The organism is Rhodovulum viride (assembly GCF_003265965.1).
Lineage (GTDB): Bacteria > Pseudomonadota > Alphaproteobacteria > Rhodobacterales > Rhodobacteraceae > Rhodovulum > Rhodovulum kholense.
In genome coordinates, this window is sequence record NZ_MUAV01000012.1 from 1 (window position 1) to 19227 (window position 19227).

General features: G+C 66.9%; 17 protein-coding genes, 3 pseudogenes and 2 riboswitches. Of the genes and pseudogenes, 14 read left to right on the plus strand and 6 right to left on the minus strand.

The window, feature by feature from the left end:
- Positions 1–445 precede the first annotated feature (445 nt).
- Together BYZ73_RS11465 and BYZ73_RS11470 are read left to right on the plus strand one after the other, a co-directional pair.
- Positions 446–589, plus strand: coding sequence for a type II toxin-antitoxin system Phd/YefM family antitoxin (locus tag BYZ73_RS11465; RefSeq protein ID WP_245943124.1), 144 nt, complete (start codon positions 446–448; stop codon positions 587–589).
- A complete protein-coding gene (locus BYZ73_RS11470) occupies positions 586–855 on the plus strand; it encodes a Txe/YoeB family addiction module toxin (protein ID WP_112316056.1) in 270 nt (89 codons plus the stop codon). Before BYZ73_RS11465 ends, BYZ73_RS11470 begins: the two co-directional genes overlap by 4 nt.
- A 355-nt stretch (positions 856–1210) precedes the next feature.
- Here the strand turns inward: BYZ73_RS11470 and BYZ73_RS11475 are convergent.
- Positions 1211–1507, minus strand: a pseudogene (locus BYZ73_RS11475) (integrase core domain-containing protein); the annotation flags it as partial.
- 12 nt (positions 1508–1519) lie between these two features.
- On the opposite strand from BYZ73_RS11475, the gene BYZ73_RS22755 reads away from it, so the two are divergent.
- The 8 genes and pseudogenes from BYZ73_RS22755 (at position 1520) to BYZ73_RS11515 (ending at position 10167) form a co-directional block, all read left to right on the plus strand.
- Positions 1520–1783, plus strand: a complete 264-nt coding sequence (locus BYZ73_RS22755) for a hypothetical protein (RefSeq protein WP_181498039.1) — start codon at positions 1520–1522, stop codon at positions 1781–1783.
- Between the two features lie 147 nt (positions 1784–1930).
- Complete coding sequence (locus BYZ73_RS11480) at positions 1931–2908, plus strand: hypothetical protein (RefSeq protein WP_112316057.1); 978 nt, start codon at positions 1931–1933, stop codon at positions 2906–2908.
- Between the two features lie 279 nt (positions 2909–3187).
- A riboswitch (cobalamin riboswitch) is annotated at positions 3188–3378 on the plus strand.
- Between the two features lie 116 nt (positions 3379–3494).
- The gene (locus tag BYZ73_RS23570) at positions 3495–4490 is read left to right on the plus strand and encodes an ABC transporter substrate-binding protein (RefSeq protein ID WP_245943130.1); all 996 of its coding nucleotides are present in this window, start codon (positions 3495–3497) and stop codon (positions 4488–4490) included.
- Complete coding sequence (locus BYZ73_RS11490; protein ID WP_425451078.1) at positions 4487–5545, plus strand: FecCD family ABC transporter permease; 1059 nt, start codon at positions 4487–4489, stop codon at positions 5543–5545. Before BYZ73_RS23570 ends, BYZ73_RS11490 begins: the two co-directional genes overlap by 4 nt.
- A complete protein-coding gene (locus BYZ73_RS11495) occupies positions 5542–6303 on the plus strand; it encodes an ABC transporter ATP-binding protein (protein ID WP_112316059.1) in 762 nt (253 codons plus the stop codon). Before BYZ73_RS11490 ends, BYZ73_RS11495 begins: the two co-directional genes overlap by 4 nt.
- A gap of 11 nt (positions 6304–6314) precedes the next feature.
- Entirely contained in the window at positions 6315–6725 is a 411-nt protein-coding gene (locus BYZ73_RS11500) for a pseudoazurin (protein ID WP_112316060.1), read from the plus strand.
- A 188-nt stretch (positions 6726–6913) separates the two neighbouring features.
- Positions 6914–7133, plus strand: a riboswitch (cobalamin riboswitch).
- A gap of 204 nt (positions 7134–7337) precedes the next feature.
- A pseudogene (locus BYZ73_RS11505) lies at positions 7338–9548 on the plus strand (ribonucleoside triphosphate reductase).
- Complete coding sequence (locus BYZ73_RS11515; protein ID WP_112316061.1) at positions 9541–10167, plus strand: anaerobic ribonucleoside-triphosphate reductase activating protein; 627 nt, start codon at positions 9541–9543, stop codon at positions 10165–10167. Before BYZ73_RS11505 ends, BYZ73_RS11515 begins: the two are co-directional and overlap by 8 nt.
- Here BYZ73_RS11515 and BYZ73_RS11520 read toward each other — a convergent pair.
- The gene (locus tag BYZ73_RS11520) at positions 10137–10412 is read right to left on the minus strand and encodes a short-chain fatty acyl-CoA regulator family protein (RefSeq protein ID WP_112316062.1); all 276 of its coding nucleotides are present in this window, start codon (positions 10410–10412) and stop codon (positions 10137–10139) included. The genes BYZ73_RS11515 and BYZ73_RS11520 overlap by 31 nt on opposite strands.
- Before the next feature lie 8 nt (positions 10413–10420).
- On the opposite strand from BYZ73_RS11520, the pseudogene BYZ73_RS11525 reads away from it, so the two are divergent.
- A pseudogene (locus BYZ73_RS11525) lies at positions 10421–10768 on the plus strand (transposase); the annotation flags it as partial.
- A gap of 682 nt (positions 10769–11450) precedes the next feature.
- On the opposite strand, the gene BYZ73_RS11530 reads toward BYZ73_RS11525, so the two are convergent.
- Positions 11451–13535, minus strand: a complete 2085-nt coding sequence (locus tag BYZ73_RS11530; RefSeq protein WP_112316063.1) for a TonB-dependent receptor — start codon at positions 13533–13535, stop codon at positions 11451–11453.
- A gap of 441 nt (positions 13536–13976) precedes the next feature.
- On the opposite strand from BYZ73_RS11530, the gene BYZ73_RS11535 reads away from it, so the two are divergent.
- The 3 genes from BYZ73_RS11535 to BYZ73_RS11545 are packed head-to-tail and all read left to right on the plus strand — an operon-like array spanning position 13977 to position 16642.
- Entirely contained in the window at positions 13977–15224 is a 1248-nt protein-coding gene (locus BYZ73_RS11535) for an isochorismate synthase (protein WP_245943125.1), read from the plus strand.
- Between the two features lie 3 nt (positions 15225–15227).
- Positions 15228–15881: an isochorismatase family protein gene (locus tag BYZ73_RS11540; protein WP_112316064.1), complete on the plus strand. Its 654-nt coding sequence runs from the start codon at positions 15228–15230 to the stop codon at positions 15879–15881.
- Complete coding sequence (locus BYZ73_RS11545) at positions 15872–16642, plus strand: SDR family oxidoreductase (RefSeq protein WP_112316065.1); 771 nt, start codon at positions 15872–15874, stop codon at positions 16640–16642. The genes BYZ73_RS11540 and BYZ73_RS11545 overlap by 10 nt, the downstream gene beginning before the upstream one ends.
- On the opposite strand, the gene BYZ73_RS11550 is transcribed toward BYZ73_RS11545, so the two are convergent.
- Genes BYZ73_RS11550 through BYZ73_RS11560 form a run of 3 tightly spaced genes read right to left on the minus strand, consistent with a single transcriptional unit; the run spans position 16609 to position 19159 of the window.
- Positions 16609–17283, minus strand: coding sequence for a 4'-phosphopantetheinyl transferase family protein (locus BYZ73_RS11550; protein WP_112316066.1), 675 nt, complete (start codon positions 17281–17283; stop codon positions 16609–16611). The genes BYZ73_RS11545 and BYZ73_RS11550 overlap by 34 nt on opposite strands.
- Complete coding sequence (locus BYZ73_RS11555; protein ID WP_108027840.1) at positions 17276–17527, minus strand: phosphopantetheine-binding protein; 252 nt, start codon at positions 17525–17527, stop codon at positions 17276–17278. Before BYZ73_RS11555 ends, BYZ73_RS11550 begins: the two co-directional genes overlap by 8 nt.
- 21 nt (positions 17528–17548) lie before the next feature.
- Positions 17549–19159 (minus strand): (2,3-dihydroxybenzoyl)adenylate synthase, encoded by a 1611-nt coding sequence (locus BYZ73_RS11560; protein ID WP_112316067.1) that lies wholly within the window; start codon positions 19157–19159, stop codon positions 17549–17551.
- Positions 19160–19227 lie beyond the last annotated feature (68 nt).

The following is a 19227-nucleotide window of genomic DNA, read 5'->3' on the forward strand; positions in this document are numbered from 1 at the left end:
AAATCCGGCCCATGCGGGCGTCCTGACGGAAGAAGCCACTCATGAAATACCCTCTTTTAATACCGCATAAGTAGTAATTCCTAGCCCTTCCTGGCAACCCTTGGGACAGGATTTTGTTCGGGGGCCAGCCGTCATTGGCGGCATCGCGCCGACGCCAAGGAGCTTTCGGCAGATTCGCGAAACGATCCTGTCACCACAGCCTTGACTCCTTGAGGCGACCTTACGAGGGTTTCCTTTCGCGCCCCCCCCTCTCGCGTGTCCTCCTCTCGCCACAGACCGGCCCCGATCAAGGCGCCGGCCTGGCATTCCAGCGACCGCTCGGCGGCAAAGCCGATGATCTCCCGCAGCGGACCGACGTCAGGGGTCTTCCCGACAAGGTCACGCAGGGGCAGCATGTCGGGGATGACCAGTGACGGAGCCGCGCCCTCGGCGCGGGTCCGGCAGGATGCCACCGTCAAGCACGGCGAAATCCCGTGCCATCCAGGAAACCCTGCATCTTCTCAAGAGCCCCGAAAACGCGGCCCGCCTGCGGTCATCCATCGCCGAGCTGGAGGCCGGCGAGGGCACCGAGCGTGACATCGACCTGTGAAGATCGTCTTTTCGGACAATGCCCGGGAGGATTATCTCTGGTGGCAATCCCCGGGACACGAGAAGGAACTGGCGCGCATCAACACCCTCATCAAGGCTGCCGCCAGAACGCCGTTCAAGGGCCTGGGCAAGCTGGAACCGCTGAAGGGAGATCTTCGCGGCTGGTGGTCGCGGCGGATCACGGACGAACATCGCTTCGTCTATCGCATCAGCGGCAAGGGGGATGAGCAATCATTGCAGATTGCCCAACTGCGCTACCATTACTGACAGCAAGCCCCCATGGCGGCCATTTCTCTGTGCCGGCTGCGCATGCGCGCGGTTCAGCGCCGTGCCGACAGTGGACTGACCGACAGGGTGGACATGCGGCATGGTCGCAAGGGCGCATTCCCTTTCGGCCGGAAGGCGGCGCGGCATCGGCACACTCCGTCAAGCATGAACGGGCAGTCTCTTGCCGAGACCCGGCCAGGCCGGCCGCATTGACGCATGCAGGACGCCATTGCGCATCAGATCGAGCGTCAAGAGACGTGCGGCATCCATGAGAGAGTCGCGACGCGACCGCGGAGGAGGTCGACCGCTGGCTGGAAAGCTGCGGAACCGACAAGGACCTGTCCGCTTCTGGAGGTCACAAGCAAGACTCGCCCTTTCGAAAACCCGGGACCGGCACCGTGTTCAGTCCCGGCATCTGGTGGATCGGGTCAACGATGAATCCGTCCGGCTCTGAAGCCCAGATCTTGCAGATGTATTCTTAAGGCGTGAGGCCGCTGAGTGCCTTGAGCCTGCGGGCGAAGTTGCAGGCGGCCATGAAGTCGGCAAGGTGCGTGCGCAGTTGATCATGGCTGTCGTAATGGTAGCGCTTCACCGTTGCTTGCTTGATCGTTCGGTTCATCCGCTCGACCTGGCCATTGGTCCAAGGATGGTTCCATTCCGACGAATGGGTCGCACCATCAAACCGTGGGATCAAACAGCTAGGAACTATTCTGAGCAAGAACTGAATGCGTACCAGGGCCTGACAGCTTCCCTGAAAATCGAAGACGCCACGTCCGGCGACATGCGGTTCGAGATCCACTGCCCCTCGATCCGAAGCGTGGCGGATCTGTCAAAGCTTTCCGCAACCGTGCGCTTCATCTCTCCCGTCATCGGGATCGGCGGCGGCGGGCTGAGTGGTCCGGTTGTGCCCGCAATCCTCAATTCATAAGCCCCGGCCTCGTTCACCTGCAACTGGCGGAAAAGCCCGGCCGGGACGGAGACCGGATATCGGAACTGCGGGTCGATGCAAGCCACCCCAAACTCACCGGCGGGAAATTTACCGACAGGCTGAGCATCAAAGTGAGGAACCTCTGACATGTCGATTTGGCGCGCGCTGCGAACATGGGGCCATCTCAATGCACCTACCATCGGCGATGACCTGAACCTTGCTGCGTTGCGGTACTCCTTGCGCATGGTTGATGAGGACACGCTGGAGGTGCAGCGGTTTGACAATGGCTGGCTCAGGCTGTGGGCATGGTTCTGTTTTTTCCTGTTGATGTATTTCGTGGTGCTGTCCTGGTGGGAGCAGAACATCCTGTGGGACAATATTCAGATCTGGCTGAATTCAGAGGCGTATTTCAGGGCTGCGCTCGAACGCCTTGTCAAGCGTAGCCCCGAAGTTTATGGAAATGAGGACTTCACTTCTTTCTACAAAAGAATGATGGAAATGCACGGCGACCGCTGGATCGGCGGCGCCATCTTCCTCGCGCTGCCCACTTTCTTCTTCATCGCCGCCTGCATCTGGCCTCGCTACCGGCCCATCCGGTTCAACCGCAAACTCGGGATCGCCTACACCTGGTCCTGGGGGCGCTTCTTCCTCAGCCGGAGTGATCCGTCTTTGGGGCTGGGCCGGGGGGTAGGAGATTTCGAGCCCATGCTCCGCCGTCTCACCATTGTCACGGCAGGCATGGGCACCCCGGACAGCCACAGCATCGGTGCGCTTGTCGTGAGGCTGCGCCACCACCGGTGGACACGCCACAAGGAAAGCTGGGCTCTCGGCGTATTCCCCCCGGCTTGCATCGGCCAGAACAGTCAGATTTCAATTGCGATCAGCGATTTCCTGACCAATCCCGTGCGCCCGGACTGGTGCGATGCACTGGAATGGCAGCCCTCGCCCCTCTTCTGGGCGCATCGTCTGGCTCTGAGGGTCGTAAACTTCTCGGTGCTGCCCGCCTGGTGGCCGCGCCGGACCCGGAAGATGATCCGACGCCATCTCGAGATCCGTGTCGCCGAAGAGAAGGCCGCTGCCGAAGCACGCGAAGCGCTCCGCCGCAGGGCGAACGGGATGGACTGAGACAGGCGCGATCCCGAAACTCGCAACCATATATGCTGGACTTGTCCAATATCGCGGGCGCGAGACTGAATGCCCGCTTTTCGCTTTCGACCTGTCCATCGGGATTGTTGAGTGAACGTCGGCAATCGGCAGCGAACGGCCAGGCTCGCTCGGGGGTTAAACCGCGCTGCCTCGGGGTCCCACGTTTGAGTTTCCCCGACCAAGCGGACAACAGGTCTGGCAGTGGCGGCCCATTGCGAAGTCCTCGTCTCCGGCCTCTTGCCCCGCGGACGGAAAGCTGCCAGTGATCGACCCGTCGGTTTCCTTCGGGAATGAAAAGGGAATCCGTGCCGACCTCGGTCGGGAAACGGAACTGCCCCCGCAACTGTAGGCGGCGAGCATCTCTCGATAGGCCACTGGGGTCGCACCCGGGAAGGCGAGAGGCGCAGCGACCCGTCAGTCAGGAGACCTGCCGACGAGAGTGAAACCACGACCGGACGGGGTGTGCCGGGGCGGGATACCTTATGTGGCCGCCCTGCCGTATTCGGTTCGCGTCTCGTCCCGGATGGTCCTGTCTGACGGGACGGATCGGATGAAACGGACTTTCATGATCGCCGCGCTGCTGGTCGGCACAGCCCTGCCCCTGCACGCGCAGGAAACGGAATACCCCCTGACATTGACAAATTGCGGGCTCGAGGTCTCTTTCGACGCCGCCCCGGACAGTGTCGTGACCATCGGCCAGTCGGCGACCGAGATCCTGTACGCGCTTGGCCTCGCGCCGAAGGTTTCCGGCACGTCCGTCTGGTTCAATCCGGTCCTGCCGGAATACGCCGAGGTGAACAGCGGGATCGAGCGGCTGGCCGACAACGATCCCAGCTTCGAGAGCGTGGTCGGCAAGAAACCCGGACTGGTCGCCGTGCAATACGAATGGCACGTCGGCGAAAGCGGCATCGTGGCCACGCGCGGGATGTTCCACGACATCGGCATCCCGACCTACATCCTGCCCGCCGATTGCGACACCAAGGACAATTCCACCGGCGGCGATGGAACGCGCACCGGCGCCTTCGAGACCGCGTCCGTCTACAAGGGGATCCGCGAACTGGCGGCGATCTTCGATGTGCAGCCCGCGGGCGACGCGCTGGTCTCGGATCTGCAGGCCACCGAAAGCGCCGCGATCGCGCGCGCGGAAGACCTTGAACTGCCCGAAGATCTGTCGGCGGTGTTCTGGTTCTCTTCGGCCGATCTCGAGATCGACCCCTATGTCGCCGGGCGGCTCGGGGCGCCGGGCTACATGATGGCGAAGCTTGGGATCGAGAACGTCATCGAGTCCGATGAGGAATGGCCGACGGTCGGATGGGAAAGCATCGCCCGCGCCGATCCCGACATCATCGTCGTCGCCTCCATGGACCGCCGCCGCTTCCCGGCAGACGACGTGGAGAAGAAGCTGGAGTTCCTGCGCACCGACCCGGTCGCGCGCCAGATGACAGCCGTGCGGGACGGGCGGATCGTGCAGATGGACGCCCATGCGATGAGCGCGACGATGCGGTCGATCTACGGGTTGCAGGCGCTGTCCGAGGCGCTTTCGAAGATGTCCTTCGAATGACCATGGAGGCTGCGCCCGTGCGTGCCGTGACATGGCGCGGCCTCTGGCTGGCGCCTGTCGTTCTGGGCATGACGATCCTGGCCGGGACGGCAATCGGCGAGACCCGGTTGCCGTTCGTCACGGTGCTCGGGACGCTGGCAAACCACCTGTGGGGCGCTGGCTATCCGGTGGACGGGATCGAGGCGGGGATCATCTGGAGCTATCGCCTGCCACGCGCCGTGGTGGCGGCGTGTTGCGGGGCAGGGCTGGCGCTGACCGGCGTCGTTCTTCAGGCGCTCTTGCGCAACCCGCTGGCGGATCCCTACCTGATGGGCCTTTCGGCAGGCGCCTCGACCGGGGCGGTGCTGGTGACGGTCGCGGGCCTGGGCGGCGGCGCGATCTCGATGTCGCTTGGCGCACTGACCGGGGCGCTTCTTGCCTTCGGTTGTGTCGCGGTTCTGGCCCGAGCCGTGAGCGGGGATGTGGGAGGCGGACGCGCAACACAGGCCGCCGCCGCCCTCATCCTCGCCGGGATCGCCGGTTCGCAGCTGTTCAACGCGCTGACCGCCTTCATCATCGCCCGGTCTGCCAATGCCGAACAGGCGCGCGGCATCATGTTCTGGCTGATGGGCAACCTTTCGGGGATCAGGTGGGACGACGTGGGCGCCTGCATGGCCGTCTCTGTTGCGGGCGTCGCCCTCTGCCTGTGGCACCGGCGCGGGCTTGACGCCTTCACCTTCGGGGCAGACGGGGCCGCCTCTCTGGGGATCAACGTCCCGGCGCTGCGCGGCAGCCTCATCGCCGCGACCGCCGTCATGGTCGGGGTGCTCGTGTCGAAAGTGGGTGCCATCGGGTTTGTCGGCCTCGTCGTGCCCCATGCCATGCGGTTTCTCGTGGGCGCCCGTCACGACCGGCTGGTGCCTGCCTCGGCGCTGGCCGGGGCGGTGTTTCTGGTCGCTGCCGACGTGATCAGCCGCAGTCTCGTCCCGGGCCAGGTTCTGCCCATAGGGGTGGTGACCGCGCTTGTGGGCGCCCCCGCCTTCGCGCTGATCCTCGTGCACGGAGCGCGCAAATGAAGGTCGAGCTGCGGCACCTGTCGGCCAGGATCCACCGCGCGCCATTGCTGGAGGATATTTCGGTCCGCATCGAACGCGGGGAACTCTTCGGCCTTGTCGGCCCCAACGGATCGGGCAAATCCACGCTGATGCGCTGTCTCGCGGGGCTGCAGCGTCCGACCTCGGGCGGCATTCTGGTGGAGGATGCAGATCTTGCGCGGATGCCCGCCCGGCACCGCGCGCGGCGCATCGCCTTCGTCCAACAACAGGCCGATACGACGGACCGTCTGACCGTTCGGCAAGCGGTGGACCTGGGGCGCATCCCCTACCTCTCTGCCCTGCGGGGATGGGGGCGTTCCGATGAGACCGCGGTCGAGGCCGCTCTGACGGCCGTGGAGATGACCGCCTTCGCCGGTCGTCTCTGGCATACCCTCTCGGGTGGCGAACGCCAGCGCGTCCACATCGCGCGCGCCCTCGCGCAGGATCCAAGGCTCCTGCTCCTCGACGAGCCGACCAACCATCTCGATATCCGGCATCAGCTCTCGCTCATGGCGCTGGTCCGGGCACTGCCCATCACCCGTGTCATCGCGCTGCACGATCTGAACCAGGCCACGGCCTGCGACCGGATCGGCGTGCTGTCCGGGGGCAGGCTTGTCGCGACGGGTCTGCCCCGCGACGTGCTGAACGAGGATCTTCTGGCCGAGGTCTTCGGCGTCGCCGCGACGCGCCATGCCGCTCCGGACGGATCGCCACGCCTTCACTTCTCTCATGCCCTCTAAAGGATCGCCCCATGCGCCTGTTCGTCGGCCTGCTTGCCCTGGTTCCCGTTGCGGGACACGCCGAGACCCATGACGTCAGAATGCTGACCCGCGGCGAGACCGGCGCCATGATCTACGAGCCCGCCTATCTCGAGATCGCACCCGGCGATACCGTGCGCTTCCTTCCCGCGCAGCGTGGCCACAACGCGGCCTCCATCCCCGAGATGCTGCCAGAGGGTGCGGATCGCTTCATCGGCCAGATCGACGAAGAGATCGCGGTGATCTTCGAGGTCGAGGGGCGCTACGGCATCAAGTGCTCGCCGCACTATGCCATGGGCATGGTGATGATCGTCGATGTGGGAGAGGTCGACGGGGCGGCGCCTCTTCCGGATGGTCTGCCGGATCGCGCCAGAGAGCGGATGTCGGACCTGCTCGGCCGATAGGGCCCGGGTTCAGGTCGGGGGCGCCCCCCGAATTCACACCGAGACCCAATGGCCACCGCCAGCTTCACCACGCCCCGGGGCATCACCGCGGATGGGCTTTTGGGCGCCCGTGCATGCTGCCCCGCACGCAACAAGTGGTTAATTTGCAGTCCAGGACCACCACATGTTGACATCTGACAAAGATCGATAGATGGTGGCGCCGTCATGGTTTCCCGGGGCGATCCGGGGACGAAAGAGGGAAGCCGGTGCAGACCCGTCTGGGTCAAATCCGGCGCTGCCCCCGCAACTGTGAGCGGCGAGCGAAGCTGACGACGCCACTGGGTCCACCCGTCGAAAGACCGGGGCCCGGGAAGGCCAGCCGAGTGTCGACCCGCAAGCCAGGAGACCTGCCATGACGGACGGCAACAACCAGAGGCGGAGGGCCTCGGGGTGCGTTTGCGATCCGCGGCGGGCAGGTCCGTCGCCATGGCTCTCGTGTCCCAAGGTCCGACAGGAAACGGCAGACAATGGGGCGAGACATGACCATCACCGTCTATTTCAGACCGGCACCGACGCGACCGCCCCTGCAGACGAAAAGGACCGGACGTCCCGATGATGCAGACAGGTGATGCGATGACCGCTCTTCTCCCCCAATCCGTCGTGACCCGCGACGGGCAGGTGGTTCCCTTCGACAGCGGCCGCATCGCGCGGGCCGTCGCCCGCGCGGGCGAGGCCACCGGCGAGTTCGGCGCCGAGGAGGCCGCGCGCCTGACCGATCGGGTGGTGCGGGTCCTGAGCTTCCGCCATGCGGGCGGCGCGCCCGGCGTCGAAGAGATCCAGGATGCGGTCGAACAGGCGCTGATCGGCGCCAACCGGATGGTGACGGTGCGCGCCTATGCGGTCTATCGCGACCAGCATGCGCGGCTGCGCGAGGACCGGCGGGTGCTGGTCGATGTGGAAAGCTCGATCAACGAATATCTCGACCGGTCCGACTGGCGGGTGAACGCCAACGCGAACCAGGGCTATTCGCTGGGCGGCATGATCCTGAACACCTCGGGCAAGGTGACGGCCAATTACTGGCTGAGCCATATCTACCCGCCGGAAGTCGGCCGGGCCCATCGCGAGGGCGATGTCCATATCCACGATCTCGACATGTTCGCGGGCTATTGCGCGGGCTGGTCGCTGCGGACGCTCTTGCGCGAGGGGCTGAACGGGGTGCCCGGCACCATCGAATCCGCCCCGCCGATGCATCTGACCAGCGCGTTGGGCCAGATCGTCAATTTCCTCGGCACGCTGCAGAACGAATGGGCCGGTGCGCAGGCCTTCAGTTCCTTCGACACCTATCTCGCGCCCTATGTGCGGCTCGACGGGCTGGACTATGCCGCCGTGCGGCAAGCGATGCAGGAATTCATCTACAACCTCAACGTCCCCTCGCGCTGGGGCACCCAGACACCCTTCACGAACCTCACCTTCGACTGGACCTGTCCCGCCGATCTGGCGGACCAGGTGCCGATCGTCGGCGGGCGCGAGGTCGATTTCACCTATGGCGCGTTGCAGGCCGAGATGGACCTCATCAACCGCGCCTACATGGAGGTGATGACCGAGGGCGACGCCCGTGGCCGGGTCTTCACCTTCCCGATCCCGACCTACAACATCACGCCCGATTTCCCCTGGGACAGCGAGAATGCTGGCTATCTCTTCGAGATGACAGCGAAATACGGGCTGCCCTATTTCCAGAACTTCGTGAACTCGGAACTGGAGCCGCACATGGTCCGGTCCATGTGCTGCCGGTTGCAGCTGGACCTGACCGAACTCTTGAAACGCGGCAACGGGCTTTTCGGGTCGGCCGAGCAGACCGGGTCGCTTGGTGTCGTCACCATCAACTGCGCCCGGCTGGGCTATCTGCACAAGGGCGACGAGGCGGGGCTGCTGGCCGCGCTCGACCGGCTGGCGGGGATCGCGAAGACCAGTCTGGAACTCAAGCGCAAGGTGATCGAGCGCCATATCGAGGCGGGGCTTTTCCCTTACACCAAGCGCTATCTCGGAACGCTCAGGAACCATTTCTCGACGCTGGGCGTGAATGGCGTGAACGAGATGATCCGGAACTTCACCGATGATCGCGAGACCATCGCGACCGAGGCGGGCCAGGCGCTTGCCGTCAGGCTGATGGATCACCTGCGCGCCCGGATGGTCGAGTTCCAGGAAGAGACCGGGCACATGTACAACCTCGAGGCCACGCCCGCCGAGGGCACGACCTACCGCTTTGCCCGCGAGGACCGCAAACGTTTCCCCGGCATCCTGCAGGCGGGCACCGAGGACCAGCCCTATTACACCAACTCGACCCAGCTTCCGGTCGGGTATACGTCCGACCCGTTCGAGGCGCTGGAACATCAGGAGCCGCTGCAGGCGCGCTATACCGGCGGCACGGTCCTGCATCTTTACATGGGCGAGCGGATCTCTTCGGCCGAGGCCTGCAAGAAGCTGGTCCGCCGGGCGCTGTCGTCCTTCCGCCTGCCCTATATCACCGTGACGCCCACCTTCTCGATCTGCCCCAAACACGGGTATCTCGCGGGCGAGCACGAATTCTGCCCCAAATGCGACGCCGAGCTGATCGCGGCGAAGCGCGCGAAAGCCAGCTGAAGGAGTTATCCGATGACCCTGATCGACAAGACCATGACCGCCCGCGATGCCGAAATCGTCCTGACGGACGAGGAGCGCACGCGCTGCGAGGTCTGGACCCGGGTGATGGGCTATCACCGCCCGATGGCGTCCTTCAACACCGGCAAGAAGGGCGAGGCCGCCGAGCGGGTCTATTTCGACGAGACGGCGGCGCGGCTTGGCTGAGATCGCGGTTGCGGGGTTCGTTCGGCATTCGACGGTCGACTGGCCGGGCGAGCTGGTGGCGACGGTCTTCTGTCAGGGCTGCCCCTGGGCCTGCCGTTACTGCCACAATCCGGCGCTGCTGGCGGCGGGACCGGGCAGCATCGCCTGGGCCGAGGTCATGGCCTTCCTGCGCCGCCGCCGCGGGTTGCTCGACGGTGTCGTGATCTCGGGCGGCGAGCCGACATTGCAGAAGGATCTGGCGGCCGCCCTGTCCGAGATCCGGGCACTTGGGTTCCGCACCGGCCTGCATACCGGCGGGCCCTATCCGGCCCGGCTGGCGCAGGCGGCGCCCCTGCTCGACTGGGTGGGGTTCGACGTCAAGGCGCCTTTCGGGGCCTATGACCGGATCACCGGCGTTCCGGGCAGCGGCGCGAAGGCGCGCGACAGCCTGATCCTGCTGCGCGACAGCGGGGTCGCACTCGATCCGCGCACCACGGTTCATCCCGCGCTTCTGAGCGCCGCGGACCTGGCGCGGATCGATGCCGAGCTTGGCGCTTTGGGCCTGCCGCCCTCGCGCCGCCAGCCGTTTCGCGCGGAGGGCTGCGCCGATCAGGCGCTCGGCGCCCGGGCCGGGGCATAGGGCGAGAATTGCGCGCGGCCGGGATCGGCGGCCAGAGGGCGGCCCAGCATCGGGAAGGCGCGTTGCGAACACTCTTCGCGGGGGCAGATCTTGCAGCCCGCCCCGATCGGCGTCACCGCCGCCGGATCGCCCAGGTCCAGCCCCTGGGAATAGACCAGCCGCCCGGCATGGGCGATGTCGCAGCCAGGCGCCACCGCGAAGACCTTGCCGGGCGAGCCAAAGCGGCCGCGGCGGCTCTGGACCACGCGGGTGTCCTGTGCCTGACCATTCGCCGCCGTGCAGGCGCCAGGCGCGGATCGCGGTGCAGAGTCCCTATCGGCGCTCCGGGACGCCTCTGAACCTGCTGATTGACAGCACCGGGATTCGTTTCCGCGGCGACGGCGAATGGCTTTCGCGCAAGCATGGCGCGACGCGCAGACGCGAATGGCGAAAGGTGCATCTGGCGATGGACACGGCCAATGGCGACATCCGCGCGGTCGAATTCACCTCCCGCAGGCACGGCGACAGCCCAGTCCCGCCGGAGCCCCTGTCGCAGATCCCCGCTGGCGAAGAGAGCGCAACAGTCACCGCCGGTGGAGCATATGACACGCGCCGCAGCCACCCGCGTGGCAAGGTCGGGTTTCCGTGCTCGCCTTTCGCGGCCCCCGGCAAGCGCCAATTCGGATTGCCCCGGCCAACTCGCGAGCAACTTCCATAACCTCGGCTGCCCGGGCCTTGGCCTCGTGGCAGCTCGAACCTTCATCTATGGTGAACGAGATATTCCCGATGCGTTGGGACGACGCGCCAGGAAAACTCTTGCGGTTTGTGTCCTGCGCGACGGGCTGATCGACGTCATCGCCCCGGAGCAGGTCTCTTGCGAAAGGCGCGAAGATCGTCCTGCATCGACGGACGCCTTGGATCCGAAGGTCGGGGCGGGTAAGCCCACGCAGAATTTTAGACGGCTGAAGCAGCAAGCTGCGCATTGCCGTCAAGTCATTATAAAATATCAATTTTCTTTCGATATGACTGCTGCCTTTGCGCCTGGGGGCGAACTATCTGTTTTTACAAGATTTTGCACGCCGATAGCGGAAAATGCCACAGCCGTGGCACGACGTGCCATGCTCTGTCTGGTGGCTGGAAGACGAGAATGCCGCGCGGTCGCTGGTCAGCATAGAATACCGCACCCCCTAGGCGCCGGGCCCCAGGCGGGCAGCCTGCGGACCGGCTGGACGATCTCGGTCTGTCGGAGCGGCGCGGCGCCACAGCGAAGCCGGACGGCCCTTCCGGCGACCGGCACGGGCCGGTCAGAAGGTCATCTTCACCCCGATCCCGATCTCGCGCGGCTCGACCAGCGTCGCCTCGTAGCCGCCGACAACGGCGCGGCTGGCGCGCAGATAGGTGACCGCGTCCTCGTCGAAGAGGTTGTTGACATAGCCGTAGAGCTGCAGGTTGTCCTGCAGATCATAGGCGATGCGCGTATTCGCCACCGTGTAGGAATCGACGAAGCTTGCCGACAGGTTGTCGTCATCCGAGAAATAGGACCCGCTGTAGCGCACATTACCCGACAGCGTCAGATCGGGACGGATCTTCCAGTCGGCGCCGAGGCTGATGGTCTGGCCGGGGGCGCGGCCGAACTCGTTGCCGCTGTAATCGGCACCCGCGCTCGAGAATTTCTCGATTTCGGTCGAAAGCAGGCCGAGGCTGCCGTAAAGGCGCAGCGTCTGGCTTGCCTCGTAATCGAAGCCCAGCTCCAGCCCGTAGGCGTTGGCCTCTTCGGCATTCACCGTCACCGCCTCGAAATAGCCGGCCACGGCCTCCGAGGTGACGTAGCGCTGCATGTTCTTGAAATCGGTGTAGAACAGGTTGGCACTCAGCCCCAGACGGTCGTCCAGTACCCGGGTGCGCGCGAAGAGCTCGTAATCGGTCGAGGTCTCGGGGTCGAAGGTGACCCATTCGCCCGAGGTCAGCCCCAGCGTCACGCCGCCCGGGTTGTAGCCCTTGGACACCATCGCGCCGATGGTGGTCGTGTCATTCACGTCATAGGACAGCGACAGCTTGGGCAGCCAGTCGTCGAAGGTCTCGTCATAATCCAGATCATCGGTCGCGAACGAACTCGACCCCGCGCGCTGCACCCGGTCGCGCTGGTAGCGGACCGACCCGCTGATGGTCCAGCGGTCGGCGAAATCATAATCGAGGCCGGCGAAGACGCCGAGGCTGTCCTTGGTGTCGTCAAAGGCGGTCGCGCCGCGCAGGTTCAGGGTCTCGTCGCTGTCGGTATGGGAGAGGTAAAGCCCGGCGACCCCGCTCAGCGCAGTGGCCTCATTGCCGAAGGTCAGCCGGGTCTCGTTGGAATAGCTGTCCTGATCGATCGTCGCAGAGCCCGCCGTCTCGGGCGAGGTGGTGCGCTTGGTATAAAGCGACGAGAATTGCGACTGGTTGGTCAGGGTCACGCCATTGTCGAATTCCTGTTTCAGATCGAGGATCGTGGTGTTGGTGAACTGCTTCCAGCTGGGGTTCTGGGTGACGGTGCTGTCATAGTCTGAAAACGGCACGGTCGCCGCTTCCCAGGTCGGGCGGTTGCCGTCGGTATGCGAGAAGGTCAGCATCGCCTCGAAGCCCGGCATCGCCGCGGGCGTCCACAAGAGCTTGAACCGCGCGGTCTGCGACAGGTGGTCCTGATCGGTCCCGCCCAGCGAGAAGGCGGGATTGACATAGTCGATGTAATTGTCGCGCGCGGAGTAATCCAGCGCGATCCGCGCGGCCAGGTCCGGCGCCACCGCGCCCGAGGCCATCAGCGAGGCGCGGCGCTTGCCGCCCGAGCCGTATTCCAGCCGCACCGCCCCCTCGCGCTCGAAGGTCGGGTCCTTGGTCTTCACGACCAGCGCGCCGGCGATGCTGTTGGCGCCCTGGCTGATGGTCTGCGGGCCGCGGAACAGCTCGATATGGTCCACGTCCCAGATCGAGGTCGAGGAATAGACCAGTTCGTTGTAGCTGAGGTAATGCCCGTCGAGGTTGACCGCGAGCCGGGGCACCGAGCCGCCGAAGAAGGCGGGCGCACCCGAGTTCGGGCCCTCGCCGTCCTGGCCACGGATCGTGGGCGCGCCGCCCTGCCCGCCCGAGGCGGCATAGGTCACGTTGGCCATGTCGCGGACAATGTCCTTGACGCTGTCCTTGCCTTGCGCCGCCTCGATATCGGCTTCTTCCACCGCCGTTACCGACGCGGCCGTCTTCTGGAAGCTGCGGATCAGGGTGTCGCCGATAATGAAGAGGGTGCCAAGGGAATAGGCGTCGTCGGACAGATCCTGCGCCCTGGTTGCGGTGGGGGAAACTGCGCAAAGCGCAACAATGCTGGCGCCGCCGAACAGGCGTGCGACTCGTCGCTGTACCATGTCAAATGCCCTAGAGTTTTCGTGCTTGCGATATGGCTGGCGACGAGATGGTGGTGGTCTGCCCGTGCGGGGGCGCGGAATCGTTAGCTCACGTGAGCAATTTCTAGCGCATGGCCCCCTGAATGCAATATAGTATATAAAAACACTCAGGTTTGCGCCGCTCTGTCGCAGGTTGCGGCCTTATACCTGACTGAAACGCTAATCTTTCCTGTTGACCCCTCCCGCCGCTGTGACATTCTGCTTTCCGGCAGCCAGGCCCGTCCGGGTCGATGCGCAACGGCCTCCCCCCGTTTGGCCGGGGATTTCGCGGCGCGCATCACGCGACCTCCTTCTCCTTTTTCCCGGTCCATCCGTTTCCGTTGCGGGCGGACTATCCCCGGATCCGGAAGCCCCGATCCCGGTGCGAAAACCTTATTTCAAGCAGACCGCGGAGGTTGATGCGTGACCCTGCCCCTTCCTGATGCCACCCTGACCGAGGCGCCCTCGCTGCCGCCCGATCAGCCCTTCAGCTTTCGCAATGCCCGTGACCAGGTCCGGGGTCAGGTCTGCGCGACCGGCCCGGTCCGGCCGCTGGACCGTGCCGGAGCGGATACCCTGGCGGACCGGGTCGCCCCCTTCTTCGGGGCCGCCCGTGATGCCGACGACGACGGGGCGCTGATCGGCGGAGCGCTGCCCTTCGACAAGGCCCGGCCCGACTGCCTGTGGCAGGTCGCGGGCGGCCACGGGGCCTGGCCGGGCGCCAACGCCGGGGGCCCGGCCCGGTCGGTTCCGGAGCAAAGGCCGACACGGCCCTGTCCCCAACCTCCGGCGACCGGCTACATGGACAGCGTCGCCCGCGCGCTGGAGATCATGCGCGCCGAACGCGGCCTGCCCGATGCCCTGACCAAGGTCGTGCTCGCCCGCAGCCTGCTGGTCGAGGACCGGATGGCTTTCGCGCTGCCCGGGCTGATGGCGCGGCTTGCCGAGGATCCCGCCGTGACCGTCTTCCAGGTGGCCCTGCCGCAGGACGCCGATGGCAGCGCCCCCCGCCAGCTTGTCGGGGCCACGCCCGAGCTGCTGCTGCGCAAGCGCGGGGACAGCGTCGTCTCGCATCCGCTGGCGGGCTCTGCGCGCCGGCTCGACGACCCCGAGGCAGACGCGCGCAACGCCAACGCCCTGGCCCGTTCGGAAAAGGACCGCCGCGAACACGGGCTGGTGGTCGAGTACATCCTCGACATGCTCGCGCCGGTCTGCAAACGGCTGGGCACGCCTGAGGGCACGGCGCTGACCACCACCCGCTCGATGTGGCATATCGGAACCCGGATCGAGGGTCGGCTGAAGGACCCCGAGACGCCCGCCATCCTGCTGGCCGCCGCGCTGCATCCGACCCCCGCCGTCTGCGGCCTGCCCTGCGACCGTGCCGCCCGGCTGATCCGCGACCTGGAACCCGTGGCGCGCGATTTCTACGCCGGCGCGGTGGGCTGGTGCGACCGGCGGGGCGACGGAGATTGGCACGTGGCGATCCGCTGCGCCGAGCTTTGCGGCGCGCGCGCACGACTGTTCGCGGGCGCGGGGATCGTGCTGGGCTCGGACCCCCGGGCCGAAGCCTCCGAGACCGGCGCCAAGTTCGGCGCCTTCCTCAGCGCGCTGGGGCTGCCCCCCGACGCGGCGCTGTCCGATCCTTCCCTGCATAACCAGCCGAACGGATGACCCATGGCCCTTCCCGAGATTGCCTCCTACCCGCTGCCTGCGCCCGACGCGCTGCCCCGCTCCCGCGCGCCCTGGCGGCTCGACCCCGACCGCAGCGCCGTTCTGATCCATGACATGCAGCGCTATTTCTGTGCCCCCTACCCGCGCGATGCGGCCCCGCTGCCGGGCGTCATCGCCAATATTGCCGCCCTCGCGCGGGCGGCGCGGGCCGCGGGGGTGCCGGTCTTCTACACCGCGCAGGAGGGCGATCAGCTTCGCGCCGACCGGGGTCTGCAGGCCGATCTCTGGGGGCCCGGCATGTCGCGCGACCCCGATCATCAGGACATCCTGTCCGAGCTTGCCCCGGCGGAGGGCGACATCGTCCTGGTCAAGCACCGCTACAGCGCCTTTCAGCGCTCGAATCTCGACAGCCTGATGCGGGCGCGCGGCCGGGACCAGCTGATGATTGCGGGCGTCTATGCCCATATCGGCTGCCTCGCCACCGCCGCCGAGGCGTTTCAGCGCGACATCCAGCCCTTTGCCCTGGCCGATGCACAGGCCGATTTCGACGCCGCGCGACATGACATGGCATTGCGCTGGGTCGCCGGATGCTGCGGCGTCGTGATCGCCACCCGCGACGCGCTGGCCGCCCTGCCCGCGGAGGTCGCATGCGCCTGAGCGGGTTCGAGGGGCGCACGGCCCTGGTGACGGGGGCCGCGGGCGGGATCGGCCGGGCTTGCGTCGAGCTGCTGACCGGAGCGGGCGCCCGGGTCGTGGCGACCGATACCGCCGCCGCGATCGAGGCCCTTGCCGAGCGCCCGAGGGCCGTTGCCTGGCTGCCCTGCGATCTGCGCGATCCGGAGGCGGTCGGGGCGATGGTGACCGAGGCCGAGACCCGCGCCGGGCCGCTGAGCCTTGGCCTGCATGCCGCCGGGGTGCTGGCGACGGGCCCGCTTCTGGAGATGTTGCCCGAGGACTGGCGGCGGGTGCAGGGCATCAATCTCGATGGCAGCTTTCATCTGCTGCAGGCGCTGGGGCGGCGGCTTGTCCGTCGGCCGGGTTCGGCGCTGGTGGTGGTCAGCTCGAATGGCGGGGGCATTCCGCGGCTCGACATGGGCGCCTATTGCGCCTCGAAGGCGGCGCTGACCATGCTGACCCGCTGCCTCGGGCTGGAACTTGCGCGCCATGGGGTGCGCTGCAACGTGATCGCGCCGGGCTCGACCCTGACGCCGATGCAGACCGGCATGTGGCAGGACGAGGACGGCGCCGGGCGGGTCATCGCGGGCGATCCGCAAAGCTATCGCGCGGGCATCCCGCTGGGCAAGCTCGCCACGCCCGGGGACATCGCGCGGGCGGCGATGTTCCTCCTGTCCGATGAGGCGGGCCATGTCACCATGGCCGATCTCTACGTCGATGGCGGCGCGACCTTGCGGGGCTGAAGCGCGACCGCCGTCATCACGCCCTGTTCATGGGCGATCAGCACCGGCTCGATCCGGCGCCCGGCCTCCCAGCCCGGCGCCAGATCGCAGGTCAGACACAGCAGCGGCGGCTGCGTCGCGCCGCCGGGCAACAGCCGCGCCGCGTCGAAATCGAACCGCCGCCCGATCCTCGGGCTCAGCGCCTTGAACAGGCTTTCCTTGGCCGAAAAGATCAGCCCCACCCAGACCGGGTCCGTGCCGAAGCAGGCGCGCTCTTCCGGCGTCAGGGCCACGGGCGCAATCTCGGCCGCGACCCTTGGCGAAAGCGGGCCCTCGATATCCACGCCCAGCCCGGCCCGGCGCGCCGAAGGCCCGACCAGCGCGAGCGCCTGCCCGCCGGAATGGCTGATCGAGCCGGTCAGTCCCGCAGGCCAGAGCGGCGCGCCATCCGCGCCCCGCCCGGCCAGGCAGGGCATCCCGGTCAGGGCAGCACTTGCCGCCGCCGCCGCCAGCCGGCCGGCCCTGAACTCGGCCGCCCGGCGCGCCTTCGGTCCCTCGGTCCGGGCAACCGGAACCACCGCCGCCCGGCAATCGGGCAGGGCCGCGCCCAGCCGGGCCAGCGCGGCCTCGACCCTGGCCGGCCCTCGCAGGCATTCAGCCATCGCGCCGGGCGTCGATCAGCGCGGTCCAGGCGTCCAGCGTCGGCTCTCTCGCCAGATCCTCGAAGCCGACATGGATGCCATGGGCTTTCAGTTCGGCCGCCAGCTTCATCACGCGCAGGGAATCGAGCCCGTAATAGATCAGGCTCTCGGCCGGATCGATCGGGCCTTCATCCTCCAGAAGGCTGTTCAGCCGGGCGCTCAGCCAGTCGCGATCGGGGACCGTGCTCGTGGTGGTCAGGGTCATGTCATCCTCTCCTTCGGGGCGTCATTGGGGGTGCAGCATGGCGGCGCGCAGGGCCGTCTTGTCGGGCTTGCCCACGGGCGTCAGCGGGATCGTCTCGACAAAGGCGAAACGGTCGGGCAGCTTGTATTCGGCAACCCCCAGCGCGATCAGATGGCGGCGCAGCTCGACCGCGCGGAGCTTCTTGCGCGTCACCAGAACCGCGCAGCCGCGTTCGCCCAGCCGGGCATCGGGCTGGGCCACCAGCGCCGCCTGCAGGATGTCGGGATGGCGCAGCAGAAGGCCCTCGACCTCTTCGGCCGCGATCTTCTCGCCGCCCCGGTTGATCTGGTCCTTCACCCGGCCGACGACGCTGAGATAGCCCTGGGCATCGCGCCGCACCAGATCGCCGCTGTGATAGAAGCCCTCGGCATCGAACACCGCGGCATTCTGCGCGGGGCTGCGGAAATAGCCCCGGAAGGTATAGGGCCCGCGCACCCAGAGCCGCCCGGTCTGGCCGGGCGCGCAGGGGCGGCCATCGGCATCCAGCACCCGGACCTCGTCATCGGGGCTGATCGGGCGGCCCTGGGTGGCAAAGACCCGCCCGGGCGGATCGTCGAGCCTGGTGTAATTGACCAGCCCCTCGGCCATGCCGAAGACCTGTTGCAGCGCGCATCCCAGCAGCTCGGGCACCTGCCGCGCCTGCGCCTCGGCAAAGCTCGCCCCGCCGACCTGCACCAGGCGCAGGCTGTCGGGCACCGGCAGGCCCTCGCGCGCGGCCTCGAGCCAGAGCGCCACCGCCGAAGGGACCAGCGCGGCCATCGTCACCCGGTGACGGCGCATGAGCCCGAAGCACAGATGCGGCTCGGGGCTTTCGGCCATCACCACGGTGCCGCCGGCCCGGAACACCCCCAGCGCGCCGGGCGAACTCAGCACGTAGTTATGCGGCGCGGGCAGCGCGACCAGAAAGCGCGTTCCTTCATCGATGCCGCAGATCTCGACGCTGGCGCGGACGGAATAGTCGTAATCGTCATGGGTCCGCGGGATCAGCTTGGGCGTGCCGGTACTGCCCCCGGACAGCTGGAAGAAGGCGACGCCCGCAGGATCGGGTGCAGGCAGCGGCGCCCCGGGCAGATCGGCCCCGGGGTCCATCCAGCGCGCAAGGTCATGATCGGGTCCGGTCTCGTCCAGCCACAGGCCGAGACGGGGCGCCAGCCCGTCCCGCCGCAGCGCATCGGTAAAGCCGTCCTCCGCGAACAGAGGATGGGTGCGGGCGCCGACCAGCAGCGCCGGTTCCAGTTGCTCGACATAGGCCCGCATCTCATGGGCGCGGTGGCTGTAAAGCGCGTTCACCGGGCGGATGCCCGCCTTCAGCAGGGCAAGGAAGGTGATGTAGAACTCGGCCCGGTTCGGCAGCTGCACCACCGCGTGATCGCCCGGGCCCAGCCCGGCCGCGATCAGCCGCCCGGCCAGGACCGAGGACATCCGCTCGAGCGCCCCATAGCTGAAGGACCGATTGCCGCAGAGGATGGCCGTGGCATCGGGCCGGGTGGCCGCCTGCTGGCGCACGCCTTCGCTCAGGGGCAGGCCCAGCCAATAGCCCCGTTCGCGATAGCGACGCGCCAGATCCTCGGGCCAGGGGGTGAAATCGTCCATGAATATCCGATCCCTGTGCGGCGGCCAAAATCGGCCGGAAATCAATACCCTGTCTGCCGCCCGGCCCG

Excerpts from the sequence above, each read along its gene's own strand:
- BYZ73_RS11465 (WP_245943124.1), top strand. The coding sequence starts at position 446 with ATGCCACCGTCAAGCACGGCGAAATCCCGTGCCATCCAGGAAACCCTG.
- BYZ73_RS22755 (WP_181498039.1), top strand. The coding sequence starts at position 1,520 with ATGGGTCGCACCATCAAACCGTGGGATCAAACAGCTAGGAACTATTCT.
- BYZ73_RS11480 (WP_112316057.1), top strand. The coding sequence starts at position 1,931 with ATGTCGATTTGGCGCGCGCTGCGAACATGGGGCCATCTCAATGCACCT.
- BYZ73_RS23570 (WP_245943130.1), top strand. The coding sequence starts at position 3,495 with ATGATCGCCGCGCTGCTGGTCGGCACAGCCCTGCCCCTGCACGCGCAG.
- BYZ73_RS11490 (WP_425451078.1), top strand. The coding sequence starts at position 4,487 with ATGACCATGGAGGCTGCGCCCGTGCGTGCCGTGACATGGCGCGGCCTC.
- BYZ73_RS11495 (WP_112316059.1), top strand. The coding sequence starts at position 5,542 with ATGAAGGTCGAGCTGCGGCACCTGTCGGCCAGGATCCACCGCGCGCCA.
- BYZ73_RS11500 (WP_112316060.1), top strand. The coding sequence starts at position 6,315 with ATGCGCCTGTTCGTCGGCCTGCTTGCCCTGGTTCCCGTTGCGGGACAC.
- BYZ73_RS11530 (WP_112316063.1), bottom strand. The coding sequence starts at position 13,535 with ATGGTACAGCGACGAGTCGCACGCCTGTTCGGCGGCGCCAGCATTGTT.
- BYZ73_RS11540 (WP_112316064.1), top strand. The coding sequence starts at position 15,228 with ATGGCCCTTCCCGAGATTGCCTCCTACCCGCTGCCTGCGCCCGACGCG.
- BYZ73_RS11545 (WP_112316065.1), top strand. The coding sequence starts at position 15,872 with ATGCGCCTGAGCGGGTTCGAGGGGCGCACGGCCCTGGTGACGGGGGCC.
- BYZ73_RS11550 (WP_112316066.1), bottom strand. The coding sequence starts at position 17,283 with ATGGCTGAATGCCTGCGAGGGCCGGCCAGGGTCGAGGCCGCGCTGGCC.
- BYZ73_RS11555 (WP_108027840.1), bottom strand. The coding sequence starts at position 17,527 with ATGACCCTGACCACCACGAGCACGGTCCCCGATCGCGACTGGCTGAGC.
- BYZ73_RS11560 (WP_112316067.1), bottom strand. The coding sequence starts at position 19,159 with ATGGACGATTTCACCCCCTGGCCCGAGGATCTGGCGCGTCGCTATCGC.